The sequence below is a fragment of the Micromonospora coerulea genome (genome assembly GCF_016598485.1).
GTDB lineage: Bacteria > Actinomycetota > Actinomycetes > Mycobacteriales > Micromonosporaceae > Micromonospora > Micromonospora coerulea.
Window position 1 is genome coordinate 1 of sequence record NZ_JAEMUW010000007.1, and the last position, 15,567, is coordinate 15,567.

General features: G+C 72.6%; 11 protein-coding genes and 1 pseudogene. 7 read left to right on the forward strand and 5 right to left on the reverse strand.

The annotated features are described in order from the left end of the window. Positions 1–45 precede the first annotated feature (45 nt). The 3 genes from I8N68_RS11315 to I8N68_RS11325 are packed head-to-tail and all read right to left on the reverse strand — an operon-like array spanning position 46 to position 3,475. The gene (locus I8N68_RS11315) at positions 46–807 is read right to left on the reverse strand and encodes a succinate dehydrogenase/fumarate reductase iron-sulfur subunit (protein ID WP_200209873.1); all 762 of its coding nucleotides are present in this window, start codon (positions 805–807) and stop codon (positions 46–48) included. Then, a complete protein-coding gene (locus tag I8N68_RS11320) occupies positions 804–2,741 on the reverse strand; it encodes a fumarate reductase/succinate dehydrogenase flavoprotein subunit (protein ID WP_200209874.1) in 1,938 nt (645 codons plus the stop codon). Before I8N68_RS11320 ends, I8N68_RS11315 begins: the two co-directional genes overlap by 4 nt. A 2-nt stretch (positions 2,742–2,743) precedes the next feature. After that, complete coding sequence (locus I8N68_RS11325) at positions 2,744–3,475, reverse strand: succinate dehydrogenase cytochrome b subunit (RefSeq protein ID WP_200209875.1); 732 nt, start codon at positions 3,473–3,475, stop codon at positions 2,744–2,746. Between the two features lie 35 nt (positions 3,476–3,510). Here I8N68_RS11325 and I8N68_RS11330 point away from each other — a divergent pair, with 35 nt between their 5' ends. Next, positions 3,511–4,443, forward strand: coding sequence for a LysR family transcriptional regulator (locus I8N68_RS11330; RefSeq protein ID WP_200209876.1), 933 nt, complete (start codon positions 3,511–3,513; stop codon positions 4,441–4,443). On the opposite strand, the gene hrpA is transcribed toward I8N68_RS11330, so the two are convergent. Further along, the gene (gene hrpA / locus I8N68_RS11335) at positions 4,440–8,450 is read right to left on the reverse strand and encodes an ATP-dependent RNA helicase HrpA (protein ID WP_200209877.1); all 4,011 of its coding nucleotides are present in this window, start codon (positions 8,448–8,450) and stop codon (positions 4,440–4,442) included. The genes I8N68_RS11330 and hrpA overlap by 4 nt on opposite strands. A gap of 188 nt (positions 8,451–8,638) precedes the next feature. Between hrpA and I8N68_RS11340 the strand changes: the two genes are divergently transcribed. Beyond that, positions 8,639–9,106, forward strand: coding sequence for a cytidine deaminase family protein (locus I8N68_RS11340; protein WP_234039444.1), 468 nt, complete (start codon positions 8,639–8,641; stop codon positions 9,104–9,106). 5 nt (positions 9,107–9,111) lie between these two features. Here the strand turns inward: I8N68_RS11340 and I8N68_RS11345 are convergent, their stop codons facing one another. After that, positions 9,112–9,468, reverse strand: a complete 357-nt coding sequence (locus tag I8N68_RS11345; protein ID WP_200209878.1) for a YciI family protein — start codon at positions 9,466–9,468, stop codon at positions 9,112–9,114. A gap of 194 nt (positions 9,469–9,662) precedes the next feature. Here I8N68_RS11345 and I8N68_RS11350 point away from each other — a divergent pair, with 194 nt between their 5' ends. The 5 genes and pseudogenes from I8N68_RS11350 to I8N68_RS11370 all read left to right on the forward strand — a co-directional run bounded on the left by I8N68_RS11350 (position 9,663) and on the right by I8N68_RS11370 (position 15,548). Beyond that, positions 9,663–10,709: a FecCD family ABC transporter permease gene (locus I8N68_RS11350; protein ID WP_200209879.1), complete on the forward strand. Its 1,047-nt coding sequence runs from the start codon at positions 9,663–9,665 to the stop codon at positions 10,707–10,709. Then, complete coding sequence (locus I8N68_RS11355; protein ID WP_307812780.1) at positions 10,706–11,770, forward strand: FecCD family ABC transporter permease; 1,065 nt, start codon at positions 10,706–10,708, stop codon at positions 11,768–11,770. The genes I8N68_RS11350 and I8N68_RS11355 overlap by 4 nt, the downstream gene beginning before the upstream one ends. Before the next feature lie 26 nt (positions 11,771–11,796). Continuing rightward, positions 11,797–12,558, forward strand: a pseudogene (locus I8N68_RS11360) (ABC transporter ATP-binding protein); the annotation flags it as partial. Between the two features lie 224 nt (positions 12,559–12,782). After that, entirely contained in the window at positions 12,783–13,730 is a 948-nt protein-coding gene (locus I8N68_RS11365; protein WP_200209880.1) for an ABC transporter substrate-binding protein, read from the forward strand. 270 nt (positions 13,731–14,000) lie between these two features. After that, positions 14,001–15,548: a pyridoxal phosphate-dependent decarboxylase family protein gene (locus tag I8N68_RS11370; protein ID WP_200209881.1), complete on the forward strand. Its 1,548-nt coding sequence runs from the start codon at positions 14,001–14,003 to the stop codon at positions 15,546–15,548. Positions 15,549–15,567: the final 19 nt, after the last annotated feature.

Sequence of the window (15,567 nt, forward strand, 5' to 3'; positions counted from 1 at the left end):
CAGCCCCCAACAGCAACCACCGACCCCCAACAGCAACCAGCGAAGTCAGGAGCCCGGGGTGTCGCCCCGCTTGGCGGTGGCCGCGAGGTAGTCGCGGTTGAGCCGGCCGATGGTGTTCAGCGGGATGCCCTTCGGGCAGACCGCGGTGCACTCACCGGTGTTGGTGCAGCCGCCGAAGCCGGCCTCGTCGTGCGCGTCGACCATGCCGATCACCCGGGTGTACCGCTCCGGCTGGCCCTGCGGCAGCAGCGAGAGCTGGGTGATCTTGGCGGCGGTAAAGAGCATGCCGGAGCCGTTCGGGCAGGCCGCCACGCAGGCGCCGCAGCCGATGCAGGCGGCCGACTCGAAGGCGGCGTCCGCGTTGGCCTTGGCCACCGGCGTGGAGTGCGCCTCGGGGGCGCTGCCGGTCGGTGCGGTGATGTACCCGCCGGCCGCGATGATCTTGTCGAAGGCGCTCCGGTTGACCACCAGGTCCTTGATGACCGGGAAGGCGCGCGCCCGCCACGGCTCGATGTCGATCGTCTCGCCGTCGGAGAACTGCCGCATGTGCAGCTGGCACGCGGTGGTGCCGCGCTGCGGCCCGTGCGCGTCGCCGTTGATCATCAGGCCGCACATGCCGCAGATGCCCTCGCGGCAGTCGTGGTCGAAGGCCACCGGCTCCTCGCCGGCGAGGATCAGCCGCTCGTTGAGCACGTCGAGCATCTCCAGGAACGACATGTCCGGGGAGACGTCATCGACCTGGTAGGTCACCATCCGACCCTTGTCCTCAGGGCCGGACTGGCGCCAGATGCGCAGGGTCAGGTTCACTTGTAGCTCCGCTGCGTGGGGTGGACGTATTCGAACTTCAGGTCTTCCTTGTGCAGCACGGACGGCTCGCCGGTGCCGGTGTACTCCCAGGCCGCCACGTACGCGAAGTGCTCGTCGTCGCGCTGCGCCTCCCCGTCGGGGGTCTGGTGCTCGGCCCGGAAGTGGCCGCCGCAGGACTCCTCGCGGTGCAGGGCGTCGACGCACATCAGCTCGGCCAGCTCGAAGAAGTCGGCCACCCGGCCGGCCTTCTCCAGCGACTGGTTGAGCCCCTCGCCGTCGCCCGGGACGCGGACCCGCTGCCAGAACTGCTCGCGCAGCGCCCGGATCTCGTCGATCGCCTTGCGCAGGCCGGCGTCGCTGCGCTCCATGCCGCAGTGTTCCCACATGATCTGGCCCAGCTCGCGATGGAACGAGTCCACCGTCCGGTCGCCGTTGACGGCCAGCAGCCGCTGGATCCGGTCCTCGACGTCGGCGCGCGCCTCGACCACCGCCGGGTGGCTGGCCTCGACCTTGTCGAACGGGCCGGACGCCAGGTAGTTGGCGATGGTGCTGGGCAGCACGAAGTAGCCGTCGGCCAGACCCTGCATCAGCGCCGAGGCGCCGAGCCGGTTCGCGCCGTGGTCGGAGAAGTTCGCCTCGCCGATCACGAACAGGCCCGGGATGGTCGACTGGAGGTCGTAGTCGACCCAGAGGCCGCCCATCGTGTAGTGCACGGCGGGGTAGATCCGCATCGGGACCTCGTACGGGTCCTCGCCGGTGATCCGCTCGTACATCTCGAAGAGGTTGCCGTACTTGGCCTCGATGGCCTTGCGGCCGAGCCGGGAGATGGCGTCGGCGAAGTCGAGGTAGACGCCGAGCTTGGTCGGGCCGACGCCCCGGCCCTCGTCGCAGACGTTCTTCGCGGCGCGGGAGGCGATGTCCCGGGGGACCAGGTTGCCGAAGGAGGGGTAGATCCGCTCCAGGTAGTAGTCCCGCTCGTCCTCGGGGATGTCCCGCGGCGCGCGGTCGTCGCCCTTGGCCTTCGGCACCCAGACCCGGCCGTCGTTGCGCAGCGACTCGCTCATCAGGGTCAGCTTCGACTGGTGGTCGCCGGAGACCGGGATGCAGGTCGGGTGGATCTGCGTGTAGCAGGGGTTCGCGAAGTACGCGCCCTTGCGGTGCGCCCGCCAGGTGGCGGTGACGTTGCAGCCCTTGGCGTTGGTGGAGAGGTAGAAGACGTTGCCGTAGCCGCCGGAGGCGAGCACGACCGCGTCGGCCATCTCGGTGGTGATCTCGCCGGTGACGAGGTCCCGGACGACGATGCCCCGGGCCTTGCCGTCGACGATGATCAGCTCCAGCATCTCGTGCCGGGCGTTCATCTCCACGTTGCCCAGGCCGATCTGCCGCTCCAGCGCCTGGTACGCGCCGAGCAGCAGCTGCTGGCCCGTCTGGCCCCGGGCGTAGAAGGTGCGCTGCACCTGCGCCCCACCGAACGAGCGGGTGTCCAGCAGGCCGCCGTACTCGCGGGCGAACGGGACGCCTTGGGCGACGCACTGGTCGATGATGTTGACCGAGACCTCGGCCAGCCGGTGCACGTTCGACTCGCGGGAGCGGAAGTCGCCGCCCTTGACGGTGTCGTAGAAGAGCCGGTGCACCGAGTCGCCGTCATTGCGGTAGTTCTTGGCGGCGTTGATGCCGCCCTGCGCGGCGATCGAGTGGGCCCGGCGCGGGCTGTCCTGGTAGCAGTAGGACTTCACCTGGTAGCCCTGCTCGGCCAGGGTCGCCGCGGCGGAGCCGCCGGCCAGGCCGGTGCCCACCACGATCACCGTCATCTTGCGGCGGTTAGCCGGGTTGACCAGCTTCGCCTCGAAGCGGCGGCGGTCCCAGCGGGTCTCGATCGGGCCCTCGGGAGCCTTGGTGTCGGCGAGCGGGTCGCCCTCGATGAAGAGATCCATGGTCAGGACACCAATCCGGTGAGTACGGCGAACGGGACCACCAGGTAGCCGGCGCAGAGCGCGACGGCCAGGACCAGCGCGCCGGTACGGGCGCGGCGCTCGCCCTTCGGCGACTGCTGGCCGAGGCTGCGGAACGCGCTGAAGGCGCCGTGGCGCAGGTGGAAGCCCACCGTGACGACGGCGAGGGTGTAGAAGAGCGTGACGTACCAGCGCTCCGGCGCGAAGTCGGCGACCACGTTGCCATACGGGTTGCTGGCGTCGCCTTGGGGGTTCAGGTGACCGGTGGTCAGGTCCAGGATGTGGTAGATCACGAAGAGCAGGATGATCACCCCACCCCAGCGCATCGTGCGCGCCGCGTAGCTGCCCTGGACCTTCTTGCGGTGGGCGTACTTCACCGGGCGGGCGGCGCGGGCGCGCCGGGCCAGCACGGTGGCGGCGACGATGTGCGCGACCACGGCGACCGTGAGCACGGTCCGCTGGATCCACAGGTACCAGGTGTGGGGCAGCAGCGGCGCGCCGATGTCCCGCAGCCAGTGCGCGTAGTGGTCGAACGAGGTTTCCCCCGTGAAGATCTTCAGGTTCCCCAGCATGTGCACGATGAGGAAGAGCACCAGGAGGATGCCCGTCACCGCCATGACGGCCTTCAGGCCGACGTTCGAGCGAATGGGCGACCGAGTTTTCGTGATTACCACATGACCGACGCTAGGAGCAGTTTGATCAGTCGTCCAATGCATCGACCTCGCAGTCTTGATAGCCGTAGGCTATGTAGATGCAGCTCCATCAGCTCCGGTACTTCGTCGCGGTCGCAGAAGTACGACATTTCACCCAAGCTGCCGACCTGGTAGGCATAACCCAGCCCTCGTTGAGTAAGCAAATTCACGCCCTTGAGGCCGCCCTCGGGGCCCCGCTCTTCGAACGGGTAAGGGGCAACATCGCCCTCACCACGGCCGGCGAGGTGCTGCTCCCGTTGGCCAAGCGGATCCTCGCCGACGTCGACACCGCCAGCCGTGAGGTACAGGAACTGGTCGGGCTGCGCCGGGGCCGGGTCCGCCTCGGCGCCACCCCCAGCCTGGCCACCTCACTGGCTCCGCCGGTGCTGCGCCGGTTCCGCGACGCCCACCCCACCGTCGACCTCCGGGTGGAGGAGGGCGGCTCCCAGGACCTGGTCCGCGACCTGCTCCGGGGCGACCTCGACCTGGCGCTGATCATCATGCCGTCGGCGGGCGGCGACCCCGGTCTGCGCGCCGACCCGATCCTGCGGGAGAGCCTGGTGGTTGCCTCGGTGGACCCGGTGCCGGCCACCTCGGCCACCGGGGAGCTGCGCATCACCGACCTGCGCGACCAGCCCCTGGTGATGTTCCGTGAGGGCTACGACCTGCGCGACGCCACCCTGCAGGCGTGCCGGGACGCCGGCTTCGAGCCGACCCTGTCGGTGGACGGCGGCGAGATGGACGCCGTGCTCAGCTTCGTCGAGGCCGGGCTCGGCATCGCCCTGGTTCCCGGCATCGTGGTGGCCCGTCGCCCCGGCATCCGGGTCACCCGCCTCGCCCCGCCGGGCGTGCGCCGCACCATCGCGGTGGCCCGCCGCCGGGACGTGGTGCCCACCCACGCCGGCCGCGAACTGCGTCGCATCCTGTTGGACTACGTCCACTCCGCCACCGCCTCCGACGAGCTGCCGCCCGGCGTGGAGCCGCTCTCCTAGCGCCCCTCGGCGTCGTCCATCGCCCGGTAGATCCGCTGCTCCGACACCGGGTACGGGGTGCCGAGAGCCTGGGCGAAGACGTTCACCCGCAGCTCCTCGATCATCCAGCGGATCTGCCGGACCGCCGCCGACTGCCGGCGGCTGGGCGGCAGCGCGGCCAGCATGTCCTGGTACTCCTTCTGCACCACCGCGACCCGGTCCTGCTGAGACTTGTCCCGCTGCGGGTTGCCCGCCAGCCGGTCCAGCCGGCGCTCGATCGCGGTCAGATAGCGCAGCAGGTCGGGCAGGCGGGCGTAGCCGGTCTCGGTGATGAAGCCGGCGTGCACCAGCCCGGCGAGCTGCGCTCGGATGTCGGCGAGGGCGGCCACCACGGCCAGGTTCCGGGTCGCGCCGAGCCGCTGCTCCACCGCGTACGCGGCGGCGAGCACCCGGCGGACCCGATCCATCACGTCGACGACCGTGTCCACCAGGTCGGCGCGGACCTTGTCGCGCAGCGCCGCGAAGCCCTCGGCGTCCCAGGCCGGGCCGCCCGCGTCGGCGATCAGCTTGTCGATCGCCGCGCCGGCCGCGTCCTCGATGAGCTGCTGCACCCCGCCGTGCGGGTTGCGGCTCAGCGCCAACTTCGCCTCGTTGGAGAGCCGCCCCTGAAGGAACTTCGCCGGCGACGGCACGGTCAGCCGGAGCAGCCGGCGGGTCCCCGCCCAGTGGGCGGCGGCCTGCTCGGCCTCCGAGTCGAAGACCTTCACCCCGACCGTGGTGCCCTCGTCCACCAGCGCCGGGTACGCGGTCACCGCGTACCCGGCGCGGACCTGCTCGATGGTGCGCGGCAGGGTGCCGATGCTCCACTGGGTCAGTCCGGTACGGGCCACCTCCGGCGCGGCGGCGGCGACGACCTGGCGTACCTCCTGGCGGAGCTGGCGTTGCAGGGTCGGCAGGTCCTTGCCCTCGGCGACCGGCTGGTCGTCCTCGCCGAGCACCCGGAAGGTCACCCGCAGGTGCGGCGGCAGCTTCGCCACGTCCCAGGCGTCCCGGGGAACGGTGACCCCGGTCATCCGGCGCAGCTGCCGGGTGAGCGCGTCGAGCAGCGGCTCCTCGCCGGCCGGCATCGCGGCCAGCGCCGCCCGGGCGTAGTCGGGCACCGGGACGAAGTTGCGCCGGATCGCCTTCGGCAGCGACCGGATCAGCGCGACCACCAGCTCCTCGCGCAGCCCCGGCACCTGCCAGTCGAAACTCTCGGCCGGCACCTGGTTGAGCATCGGCAGGGGGATGTCGACGGTCACCCCGTCGGTGGGGGTGCCCGGCTCGAAGCGGTAGGTCAGCGGCAGCGCCACCCCGTCGGCCCGCCACTCGTCCGGGTAGTCGGCCTCGTCCACCCCGCCGCGGCCGGCGTTGACCAGCAGCTCGCGGGTGAAGGTGAGCAGGTCGGGCCGCTCCCGGCGGGTCTTCTTCCACCAGGAGTCGAAGTGCCGGCCGGAGACCACGTCGGCGGGGATCCGCTCGTCGTAGAAGCCGAAGATCGTCTCGTCGTCGACCAGGATGTCCCGCCGCCGGGCCCGGCTCTCCAGCTCCTCGATCTCGGTCAGCAGCTTCTGGTTGTCCCGCCAGAACTGGTGGTGGGTCTGCCAGTCGCCCTCCACCAGGGCGTGCCGGATGAACAGCTCCCGGGACAGCACCGGGTCGATCCGGCCGAAGTTGACCTTGCGGGAGGTGACCAGCGGGATGCCGTACAGAGTGACCTTCTCGTAGGCCATCACCGCGGCCTGCTTCTTCTCCCAGTGCGGCTCGCTGTAGCTGCGCTTCACCAGGTGCTGCGCCAGGGGCTCGACCCACTCCGGCTCCACCCGCCCGGCCACCCGGCCCCAGAGCCGGGAGGTCTCCACCAGCTCGGCGGCCATCACCCAGCGCGGCGGCTTCCGGAACAGCGCCGAGCCGGGGAAGAGCGCGAACTTCGCCCCCCGCGCGCCCAGGTACTCGTGCTTCTGGGCGTCCTTGAGCCCGACGTGGGAGAGCAGGCCGGGCAGCAGGGACTGGTGCACCTTCGGGGTGTCGATCTCCTCCGGCAGGTCCGCGGCGGGGCCGCGCCGGCCGTCGCCGTCGCGCGCCGGTCGCCCTCCTTCCGGGGTACGCAGCACCTGGCGCAACTGGCTGACGATGTCCTGCCATTCGCGGACCCGCAGGTAGTTCAGGTATTCCGCCTTGCACATCCGGCGGAACGCGCTGGACGACAGCGCCCGCTGCTGCTCGCGCAGGTACCGCCAGAGGTTGAGGAAGGCGATGAAGTCCGACTCGGAGTCGGCGAACCGGGCGTGCGCCTGGTCGGCCTGGGCCTGCTTCTCCGCCGGCCGCTCGCGCGGGTCCTGGATGGACAGCGCTGCGGCGATCACCACCACCTCGGTCGCGCAGCCGTTGCGTTCGCCCTCCAGGACCATCCGGGCCAGCCGCGGGTCGACCGGAAGCTGGGCCAACCGCCGGCCCAGCGGGGTGAGTCGCTTCGCCGGGTCCGCCTCGGTCGGGTCGAGCGCGCCCAGCTCGTGCAGCAGGTTCACGCCGTCGGCGACGTTGCGCCGGTCCGGCGGGTCGATGAACGGGAACGCCCCGATGTCGCCCAGCCCGATCGAGGTCATCTGGAGGATGACCGAGGCCAGGTTGGTCCGCAGGATCTCCGGGTCGGTGAACTCCGGCCGGGATTCGAAGTCCTGCTCGTCGTAGAGCCGGATGCAGATGCCGTCCGAGGTACGGCCACAGCGGCCCTTGCGCTGGTTGGCCGAGGCCTGCGAGACCGGCTCGATCGGCAGCCGCTGCACCTTGAGTCGGCTCGAGTAGCGGGAGATCCGCGCGGTGCCCGGGTCCACCACGTAACTGATGCCGGGGACGGTGAGCGAGGTCTCCGCCACGTTGGTGGCGAGCACCACCCGGCGCCCGGCGTGCGGGGCGAAGACCCGGTGCTGTTCGGCGGAGGAGAGGCGGGCGTACAGCGGCAGGATCTCGGTGCCCAGCAGCGACCGCTTCTTCTGCACCAGCTTGCCCAGCGCGTCGGCGGTGTCCCGGATCTCCCGTTCGCCGCTGAGGAAGACCAGGATGTCGCCGGGGCCCTCGGCGGCCAGCTCCTCGACCGCGTCGCCGATCGCCTGGATCTGGTCGCGGACGTTCTCCTCGTCGGCGTCCTCCTCCTCGGCCTCGGTCACCTCGACCAGCGGCCGGTACCGCACCTCCACCGGGTAGGTCCGCCCGGAGACCTCGACGATCGGCGCCGGCTGTCCCTCGGCGTCGGCGAAGTGCTGGGCGAAGCGGTCGGTCTCGATGGTCGCGGAGGTGATGATCACCTTGAGGTCGGGACGGCGGGGGAGGAGCTGGCGGAGGTAACCCAGGATGAAGTCGATGTTGAGGCTGCGCTCGTGCGCCTCGTCGATGATCAGCGTGTCGTACTGACGGAGCATCCGGTCGGTCTGCAGCTCGGCCAGGAGGATGCCGTCGGTCATCAGCTTGACCAGGCTGTTCTCGCCCACCTGATCGGTGAAGCGGACCTTGTAGCCCACCACGTCGCCCAGCTCGGTGCCGAGCTCCTCGGCGATCCGGTCCGCGACCGTCCGGGCGGCGAGCCGGCGGGGCTGGGTGTGCCCGATCAGCCCGCTGATCCCGCGCCCCAGCTCCAGGCAGATCTTGGGCAGCTGGGTGGTCTTGCCGGAGCCGGTCTCGCCGGCCACGATCACCACCTGGTGGTCCCGAATCGCGGCCGAGATGTCGTCCCGGCGCTCGCTGACCGGCAACTGCGCCGGGTAGGTGATCGTCGGCACGGCGGCCCGCCGGCTCGCCAGCCGCGCCTCGGCCCGCGCCACGTCCGCGACGATCTCGGCGAGCGCCGCCTCACGGCGCTGCGGGTCGCGCAGCCTGCGGATCCCGTCCAGCCGCCGCTGGAGCCGACGCTCGTCGCGGAACATCAGAGCGGGGAGGCGGCGGTGCAGCTCGCGGACGGTGTCGGGCGCGGCGGGTACGGCTGGATTCTGCATGTCGTCGCCAAGAATAGGCAGCCGCGCGCCGAACCGCCGCCGGGTTACCGCTCGCCGGCCCCGCGGGCCCGGCTCGGCGCGCGGCCCGCGGCGCCGGAGACCACGCCCGCGCGTGCCCTCCCAGGTCGGGGCCGTTCGGCGGGCTAGAGTGGCCGCCGACCGATGTGCTGGACGGGGACGGGATGATCATGCGGGACACCGACCGGGCGCTCGTGCAGGCGGCCACCGCCGTCGCCAAGCTGCGCTGCCGCAGCGAGAACCACACCGTCGCCGCCGCCGCGCGGAGCGCCGACGGGCGGGTCTTCACCGGCGTGAACGTCTACCACTTCACCGGTGGTCCGTGCGCCGAGCTGGTGGCGATCGGTGCCGCGGCCACCCAGGGGGTGACCGAGCTGGAGACCATCGTCGCGGTGGGGGACCGGGGCCGCGGCGTCATCCCGCCCTGCGGCCGCTGCCGCCAGGTGCTGCTCGACTACTTCCCGTCAATCAAGGTGATCGTCGGGCCGGCGGACGAGCTGCGCGCGGTTCCGGTGGCCGACCTGCTGCCCGAGACGTACGTCTGGGCCGACCAGCAGGTGGAGCTGGCCACGGTGCCGCGGACCGGGGTCTGGCCGATGCCCGTGGTGCCCGGCAGCCGCCCCGCCGCCGAGGACTGACCGCGTCAGTCCCCCGACGCCGCCTCCAGCATGGAGCGGGGAACCGGCACCTGCTCGAAGCGCACGTTGCCCTCCGGCACCATCCAGCTCATCACCTGCGCGACCAGCCGCCCGGCCCGGACGGCCGGGTCGTTGGCGTACAGCTCGCGGGCCATCTCCGGGTCCACCGAGAGCACGGCGAAGCCGCGCAGCCGCTCGTCCTCGCCGAGGAACGGGCCGGCGGCGAGGAGCGCGCCCTGTTCCGCGAGGCCAGCCTGGTGCGCCAGGTGGGCGTTCTGCAGGCGGTCGATCGCATCCAGCGGCAGCTCGGGCGGGTCCGTCGGGCGGACCAGGAGGACGACGGTGTGCTGGTCGAATCGCATACCGCCAGCCTAGGGGGCGAAAACGCCCGGATCGGCGGCTTGCGTCCGGTAATGGCCCCGTCCGGGGTGGATCCCGGGCCCGGGTCCCGGCCCGACCGGCCGCGACAACGCCCCATCGACGAATCCGAGTTAGGCCCGCCTAACCGCCTCGGCTAAGGTAAGGCGATCCTAAGCCGAAAGGGCGGAGAACTGCCGTGACCACCGTCGCCACCCCAGCCGAGCGGGCCGTCGTACCGGGCCGGCGGCGCGCCGGCCGCCGGACGGTGGTCACCGCGGCGGCGGCGCTGCTGCTGGTCGTGGCCCTGCTGGCCAGCCTCGCCCTGGGCAGCCGCCCGCTCGCCGTCGACCAGGTGTGGCAGGCGCTCACCGCCCCGGACGCCGGTGAGGCCACCACGATCGTCCGGGAGTTGCGGCTGCCGCGTACCGCCCTGGGGCTGGCCGTCGGGGTGGCGCTCGCCGTCGCCGGGGTGCTCTTCCAGGCCCTCACCCGCAACCCCCTCGCCGAACCGCGGATCCTCGGCATCAGCGCCGGCGCCTCGTTCGGCGTGGTCCTCGCCATCGCGGTCTTCGGCGTCGGCAGCCTCGCCGGATACGTCTGGTTCGGCATCGCCGGCGCACTCGCCGCCGGCGTGCTCGTCCTCGCCGTGGCCGGGGGGACCCGCGAGGGCGCCAGCCCGGTCACGCTCGCGCTGATCGGCGCGGCCCTCGACGCCAGCCTCGCCGCCGCGGTGTACGCCCTGCTCAGCATCGACGCGCGCACCTTCGAGGAGTACCGCTTCTGGGTGGTCGGGGGACTCACCGGCCGGGACGTCGGCGTCGCCGCGCAGGTGCTCCCGTTCGTCCTCGCCGGGCTGGCGCTGGCCGTGCTGGTCGCCCGGGGCCTGGACGCGCTCGCCCTCGGCGACGACGTCGCCCGCGGCCTCGGTCACCGGGTCGGTTTGGTCCGCCTCGGCGGCGGCGCGGCCGCCGTGCTGCTCACCGGCGCCGCCGTGGCCGCCGCCGGACCGATCGCCTTCGTCGGGCTCGCCGTGCCGCACCTGGCCCGGGCCCTGGTCGGTGCCGACCACCGGTGGACGCTGGCGGTCTCCGCCCTGCTCGGGCCCGCCCTGCTGCTCGCCGCCGACGTCGTCGGCCGCCTGGTCGCCCCGCCCGGCGAGGTGCCGGCCGGGATCATCACCGCGCTGATCGGCGCCCCCCTGCTGGCGTACCTGGTCCGCCGGGCGAAGGTGGTGACCGCGTGACCGCCGTTCAGTCGCCCCGCCCGACGTACGCCGGCCTGCCCGGTCGGACGCTGCTGCGGCTCGGGCCGGCCAGCGTGCAGGTGCGCCGCCGGGCGGTGCTCGTCGCCGCGGTGACGGCCGTGCTGCTCGCCGCCGCCGTGGTGCTCAGCCTCTCCCTCGGCACCCCGTACGTCGCCCCGGCCGACGTGCTCCGCTCGCTGTCCGGCGCCGGCACCCCGTACGACCTGGTGGTACGCGACCTGCGGCTGCCCCGGATCGTGCTGGCGGCGGTGGCCGGGGCGGCCTTCGGGATCGCCGGCACGCTCATCCAGAGCGTGGCCCGCAACCCGCTCGCGAGCCCGGACGTCATCGGCATCACCCAGGGCGCCGGCCTGGCCGCCACCATTGCGATCACCACCGGCGCCGCCGCCGTCGTGGTCGCCCCCGCGGCGCTGGTCGGCGGGCTGGGTGCCGCGCTGCTGCTGCTCGTCCTCGGCGCCCGGCACGGGCTGGCCGCCCAACGCTTCGTGCTGGCCGGGGTGGCCGTCGCGTTCGCCCTGCGGGCGCTGACCGAGGTGGTCATGCTCTCCGCCGACCCGATCGACGGGCTGCGCGCGCAGATCTGGCTGATCGGCACCCTGGCCGGCCGGGGCTGGTCCGAGACGCTCTGGATCGCGCTCACCCTCGCCGCCCTGCTGCCCGTGCTGGCCTGGGCCGGCTGGGCGCTCAACGGCACCGCACTGGACGACGACACCGCCCGGGGGATCGGACTGCGCCCGGTCGCCCGGCGGGTCGGCCTGGCCGCCACCGGCGTGGTGGTCGCCGCCACCGTCACCGCCCAGGTCGGCGCGGTCGACTTCGTCGCGCTGGTCGCCCCGCAGGTGGCCCGCCGGCTGGTCCGCGCCGAGCGACCCCCGCTGGTCTGCGCCGCTCTGGTCGGTGCGCTTCTGCTGGTCCTGGCCGACCTGGCCGGCCGGCGGCTGTTCGCCCCCACCCAGCTGCCGGCGGGCGTGCTCACCGCGGCCATCGGTGGGCCGTACCTGATGTTCCTGCTGGTCCGACGTCGGCGGAGGTCCGCGTGAACCGCACCCCTGACACCCGAGGCGCGATGCTCTCGACCCGCGACCTGACGGTCGGCTACGACGAGCGGACGGTGCTGGACTCCCTCGACGTGGACCTGCCCGCCGACGCGTTCACCGTCATCGTCGGGCCGAACGCCTGCGGCAAGTCCACCCTGCTGCGCACCATGGCCCGGCTGCTCGCCCCGCGCCACGGCACCGTGCTGCTCGACGGGACCGCCATCCGCGACCTGCCCACCCGGGAGGTGGCCCGCCGCCTCGGCGTGCTGCCGCAGAGCCCGCTGGTGCCGGAGGGGGTCACCGTGGCCGACCTGGTCGGCCGGGGACGGCAGCCGTACCAGCGGTGGTGGCGGCAGTGGTCGGAGCAGGACTCCGCCGCCGTCGACCGGGCGATGGCCCAGGCCGACGTCGCCGGCCTGGCCGACCGTCCGGTGGACACCCTCTCCGGCGGGCAGCGGCAGCGGGTCTGGATCGCGATGACCCTGGCCCAGGACACCGAGGCGCTGTTGCTCGACGAGCCGACCACCTTCCTCGACCTGGCCCACCAGGTGGAGGTGCTGGACCTGCTGCACCGGCTGCGCGCCGAACGCGGCCGGACCGTGGTCGCCGTGCTGCACGACCTCAACCAGGCCGCCCGGTACGCCGACCACCTCATCGCCATGCGCGAGGGCCGGGTGGTGGCCGCCGGCCCGCCGCGCGAGATCCTCACCGCCGACCTGGTGCGCGACGTCTTCGGGCTCGACTGCGTGGTCGTGCCCTGCCCGGTGACCGGAGCGCCGCTCGTGGTGCCCGGCCTCACCGCCCCCTCGCTGGCCCGCCGTGCGGGCACCGTCGACGCGGCGCCGCCCGTCGACGCGGCGCCCGGCGTGGACTCCGCGCCGGGCGCCGGCTCGGCTCCCGGGGTGGCCGACCCGGCCCGCCCCGCCCCGGCGGACCCGACCGTTCCGGCGGTCCGCCCCCACGCCGACGACGCGGGCGACCCGCGCGTCGGCTCGTACCCCTCGAAAGGACACTGATGCGTCGTCTCGCTGCCGCCCTCACCGCGGCCCTGGCTCTCGGCGTCGGCCTTACCGCCTGTGGCGAGAGCGACCCGGCTCCCGGCGCCGCCACCGGGGAGACCCGGGAGATCACCCACGCCATGGGCACCACGAAGGTGCCGGCCGACCCGAAGCGGGTGGTCGTCCTCGACACCGACAAGATCGACACGGCGCTCTCGCTGGGCGTGACGCCGGTCGGCGCGGCGACCGCCGGTGAGGCGAAGAGCTGGCCGACCTACTTCGGTGCGGAGAAGCTGGCCGGCATCAAGGAGGTCGGGGTGCTCACCGAGCCCGACCTGGAGGCGATCACGGCGCTCAAGCCGGACCTCATCCTCGGCAGCAAGTTCCGCCAGGAGAAGTTCTACGACGAACTCACCGCCATCGCCCCGACCGTCTTCACCGAGAAGGTCGGCATCACCTGGAAGGAGAACCTCCTCCTCGACGGCAAGGCCCTGGGCAAGGAGCAGCAGGCAAAGGACCTGCTCGCCACCTACGAGAAGCGGGCGAAGGACTTCGGCGCGAAGCTCGGCGACGCCGCCTCGCGGGAAATCTCCATCGTGCGCTTCATCCCGGGCAACATCCGGGTGTACGGCCCGGACTCGTTCTCCGGCATCGTCGTCGGCGACACCGGCCTGGGCCGGCCCGCGCGGCAGCGCCTCGACGGCAAGGAGGACAAGCGCTTCGACCTGGTCAGCCCGGAGCGGATCAACGAGGTCGACGGTGACGTCATCTTCGTGACCGCGTACGGCGAGAAGGCCGCCGCCGAGCAGGCCAAGGTCACCGGTGGCACCCTCTGGCAGGGCCTGTCCGCGGTCAAGGCCGGCAAGGCCCACGTCGTCTCCGACGAGGTCTGGATGACCGGCATCGGCGTCGGTGCCGCCAACAAGATCCTCGACGACCTGGCGAAGTACCTCACCGCCGCCTGACCCCCCACCGCCGCGCGCCCGCCGCGCACCGCGCGCACTTTCAGAGAAAGAGTGGCTATCCGACGAGTCGGATAGCCACTCTTTCTCTGCATTTGCGGCCGCCAGGGTGGGGCGGGGCTGAGTCACGACGCGCCGGGCGGGCGCAGCATCTATTTGAGTGAAGTTAGGTTAGGGTAACCTAACTTCACTCGATCAACTCGGGACCGCTGGGGACGCCGTACGTCGCCCCGTCCGCCCCGCAGTGTCCACTCTCGACCACTGAGGACTGCCATGAGTCTGCCCGGAGCAACCGTTCAGGCCCTCCCGACCGGAGCCGTCCCCGGCCCGGCGGCCACCGAGCGGGCCCACCTGTTCACCGCCGGTTCCGTCGCGCACTACCGCCGGGTGCTGGCCGACGGGATCGACCGGGTGGCCGACCGGGTGGCCGCCACGGACCGCCCCTTCACCGGCGCCACACCGCAGGACCTCGCACCCCGGATCGCCGGCATCGACCTGGACCGGCCGCTCGGCGACGCCGGGGCGGCGCTCGACGAACTCCACGACGTCTACCTGCGCGACGCGGTCTACTTCCACCACCCGCGCTACCTGGCGCACCTGAACTGCCCGGTGGTGATCCCGGCGCTGCTCGGGGAGGCGGTGCTCAGCGCGGTCAACTCCTCGATGGACACCTGGGACCAGAGTGCCGGCGGCACCCTGATCGAGCGTCGACTCATCGACTGGACGGTCGACCGGATCGGCCTGGGGCCCGCCGCGGACGGCGTCTTCAGCAGCGGCGGTACCCAGTCGAACCTGCAGGCGATGCTGTTGGCGCGGGAGGAGGCGCTCGCCCGGGCCGGCATCGGTCAGTCCCGTCCGGAGACGTTGTCCGGGCTGCGGATCCTGACCTCGGCGGCCGGCCACTTCAGCGTGCAGAAGGCGGCGAAGCTGCTCGGCCTCGGCCCGGAGGCGGTGATCACCGTGGGCACCGACGCCGACCGCCGGATGCGCACCGACGAACTGGCCCGGGAGATCGACCGCTGCCGGCGCGCCGGGCTGCGGGTGATGGCCGTGGTGGCCACTGCCGGCACCACCGACTTCGGCAGCATCGACCCGCTGCCGGCGATCGCCGACAGCTGCGCGGTGGCCGGTGTCTGGCTGCACGTCGACGCGGCGTACGGCTGCGGGCTGCTGGTCTCGCCGACCCGCCGGCACCTGCTCGACGGCATCGAGCGGGCCGACTCGGTGACCGTGGACTACCACAAGTCGTTCTTCCAGCCGGTCAGCTCCAGCGCGCTGGTGGTACGCGACCGCCGGGTGCTGCGGCACGCCACCTGGCACGCCGACTACCTCAACCCGGCCCGCGCGGTCGAGCAGCGGATCCCCAACCAGGTCGACAAGAGCCTCCAGACCACCCGCCGCTTCGACGCGCTGAAGCTCTGGCTGACCCTGCGCATCATGGGGCCGAACGCGGTCGGGGCGCTCTTCGACGAGGTCGTCGACCGGGCCGACGCCGCCTGGCAGCTGCTCACCGAGGACCCCCGCTTCGAGGTGGTGACCCGGTCCCCGCTCAGCACGGTGGTCTTCCGCTACCTGCCGACCGGGCCCGGGCGGCAACTGGTGGACGAGGCCAACCTGTACGCCCGCGAGGCGCTGGCGACCTCCGGCGCGGCCCTCGTCGCGGGGACCACCGTGGACGGCGCCCACCACCTGAAGCTCACCCTGCTCAACCCGGAGACGACCGAGGACGACATCGCCCACGTCCTCGATCTCCTCGCCGAACACGCCGGTTGGTACGTGCGTACCCGCACGGCCGGCGAGCTGTCCTGCCCGGTCGGCTGACCAGCGAACTGGAGGATCC

Coding starts and splice junctions, on each gene's coding strand:
- I8N68_RS11320 (WP_200209874.1), bottom strand. CDS start 2,741: ATGGATCTCTTCATCGAGGGCGACCCGCTCGCCGACACCAAGGCTCCC.
- I8N68_RS11325 (WP_200209875.1), bottom strand. CDS start 3,475: ATGCATTGGACGACTGATCAAACTGCTCCTAGCGTCGGTCATGTGGTA.
- I8N68_RS11330 (WP_200209876.1), top strand. CDS start 3,511: ATGCAGCTCCATCAGCTCCGGTACTTCGTCGCGGTCGCAGAAGTACGA.
- hrpA (WP_200209877.1), bottom strand. CDS start 8,450: ATGCAGAATCCAGCCGTACCCGCCGCGCCCGACACCGTCCGCGAGCTG.
- I8N68_RS11340 (WP_234039444.1), top strand. CDS start 8,639: ATGCGGGACACCGACCGGGCGCTCGTGCAGGCGGCCACCGCCGTCGCC.
- I8N68_RS11345 (WP_200209878.1), bottom strand. CDS start 9,468: ATGCGATTCGACCAGCACACCGTCGTCCTCCTGGTCCGCCCGACGGAC.
- I8N68_RS11365 (WP_200209880.1), top strand. CDS start 12,783: ATGCGTCGTCTCGCTGCCGCCCTCACCGCGGCCCTGGCTCTCGGCGTC.
- I8N68_RS11370 (WP_200209881.1), top strand. CDS start 14,001: ATGAGTCTGCCCGGAGCAACCGTTCAGGCCCTCCCGACCGGAGCCGTC.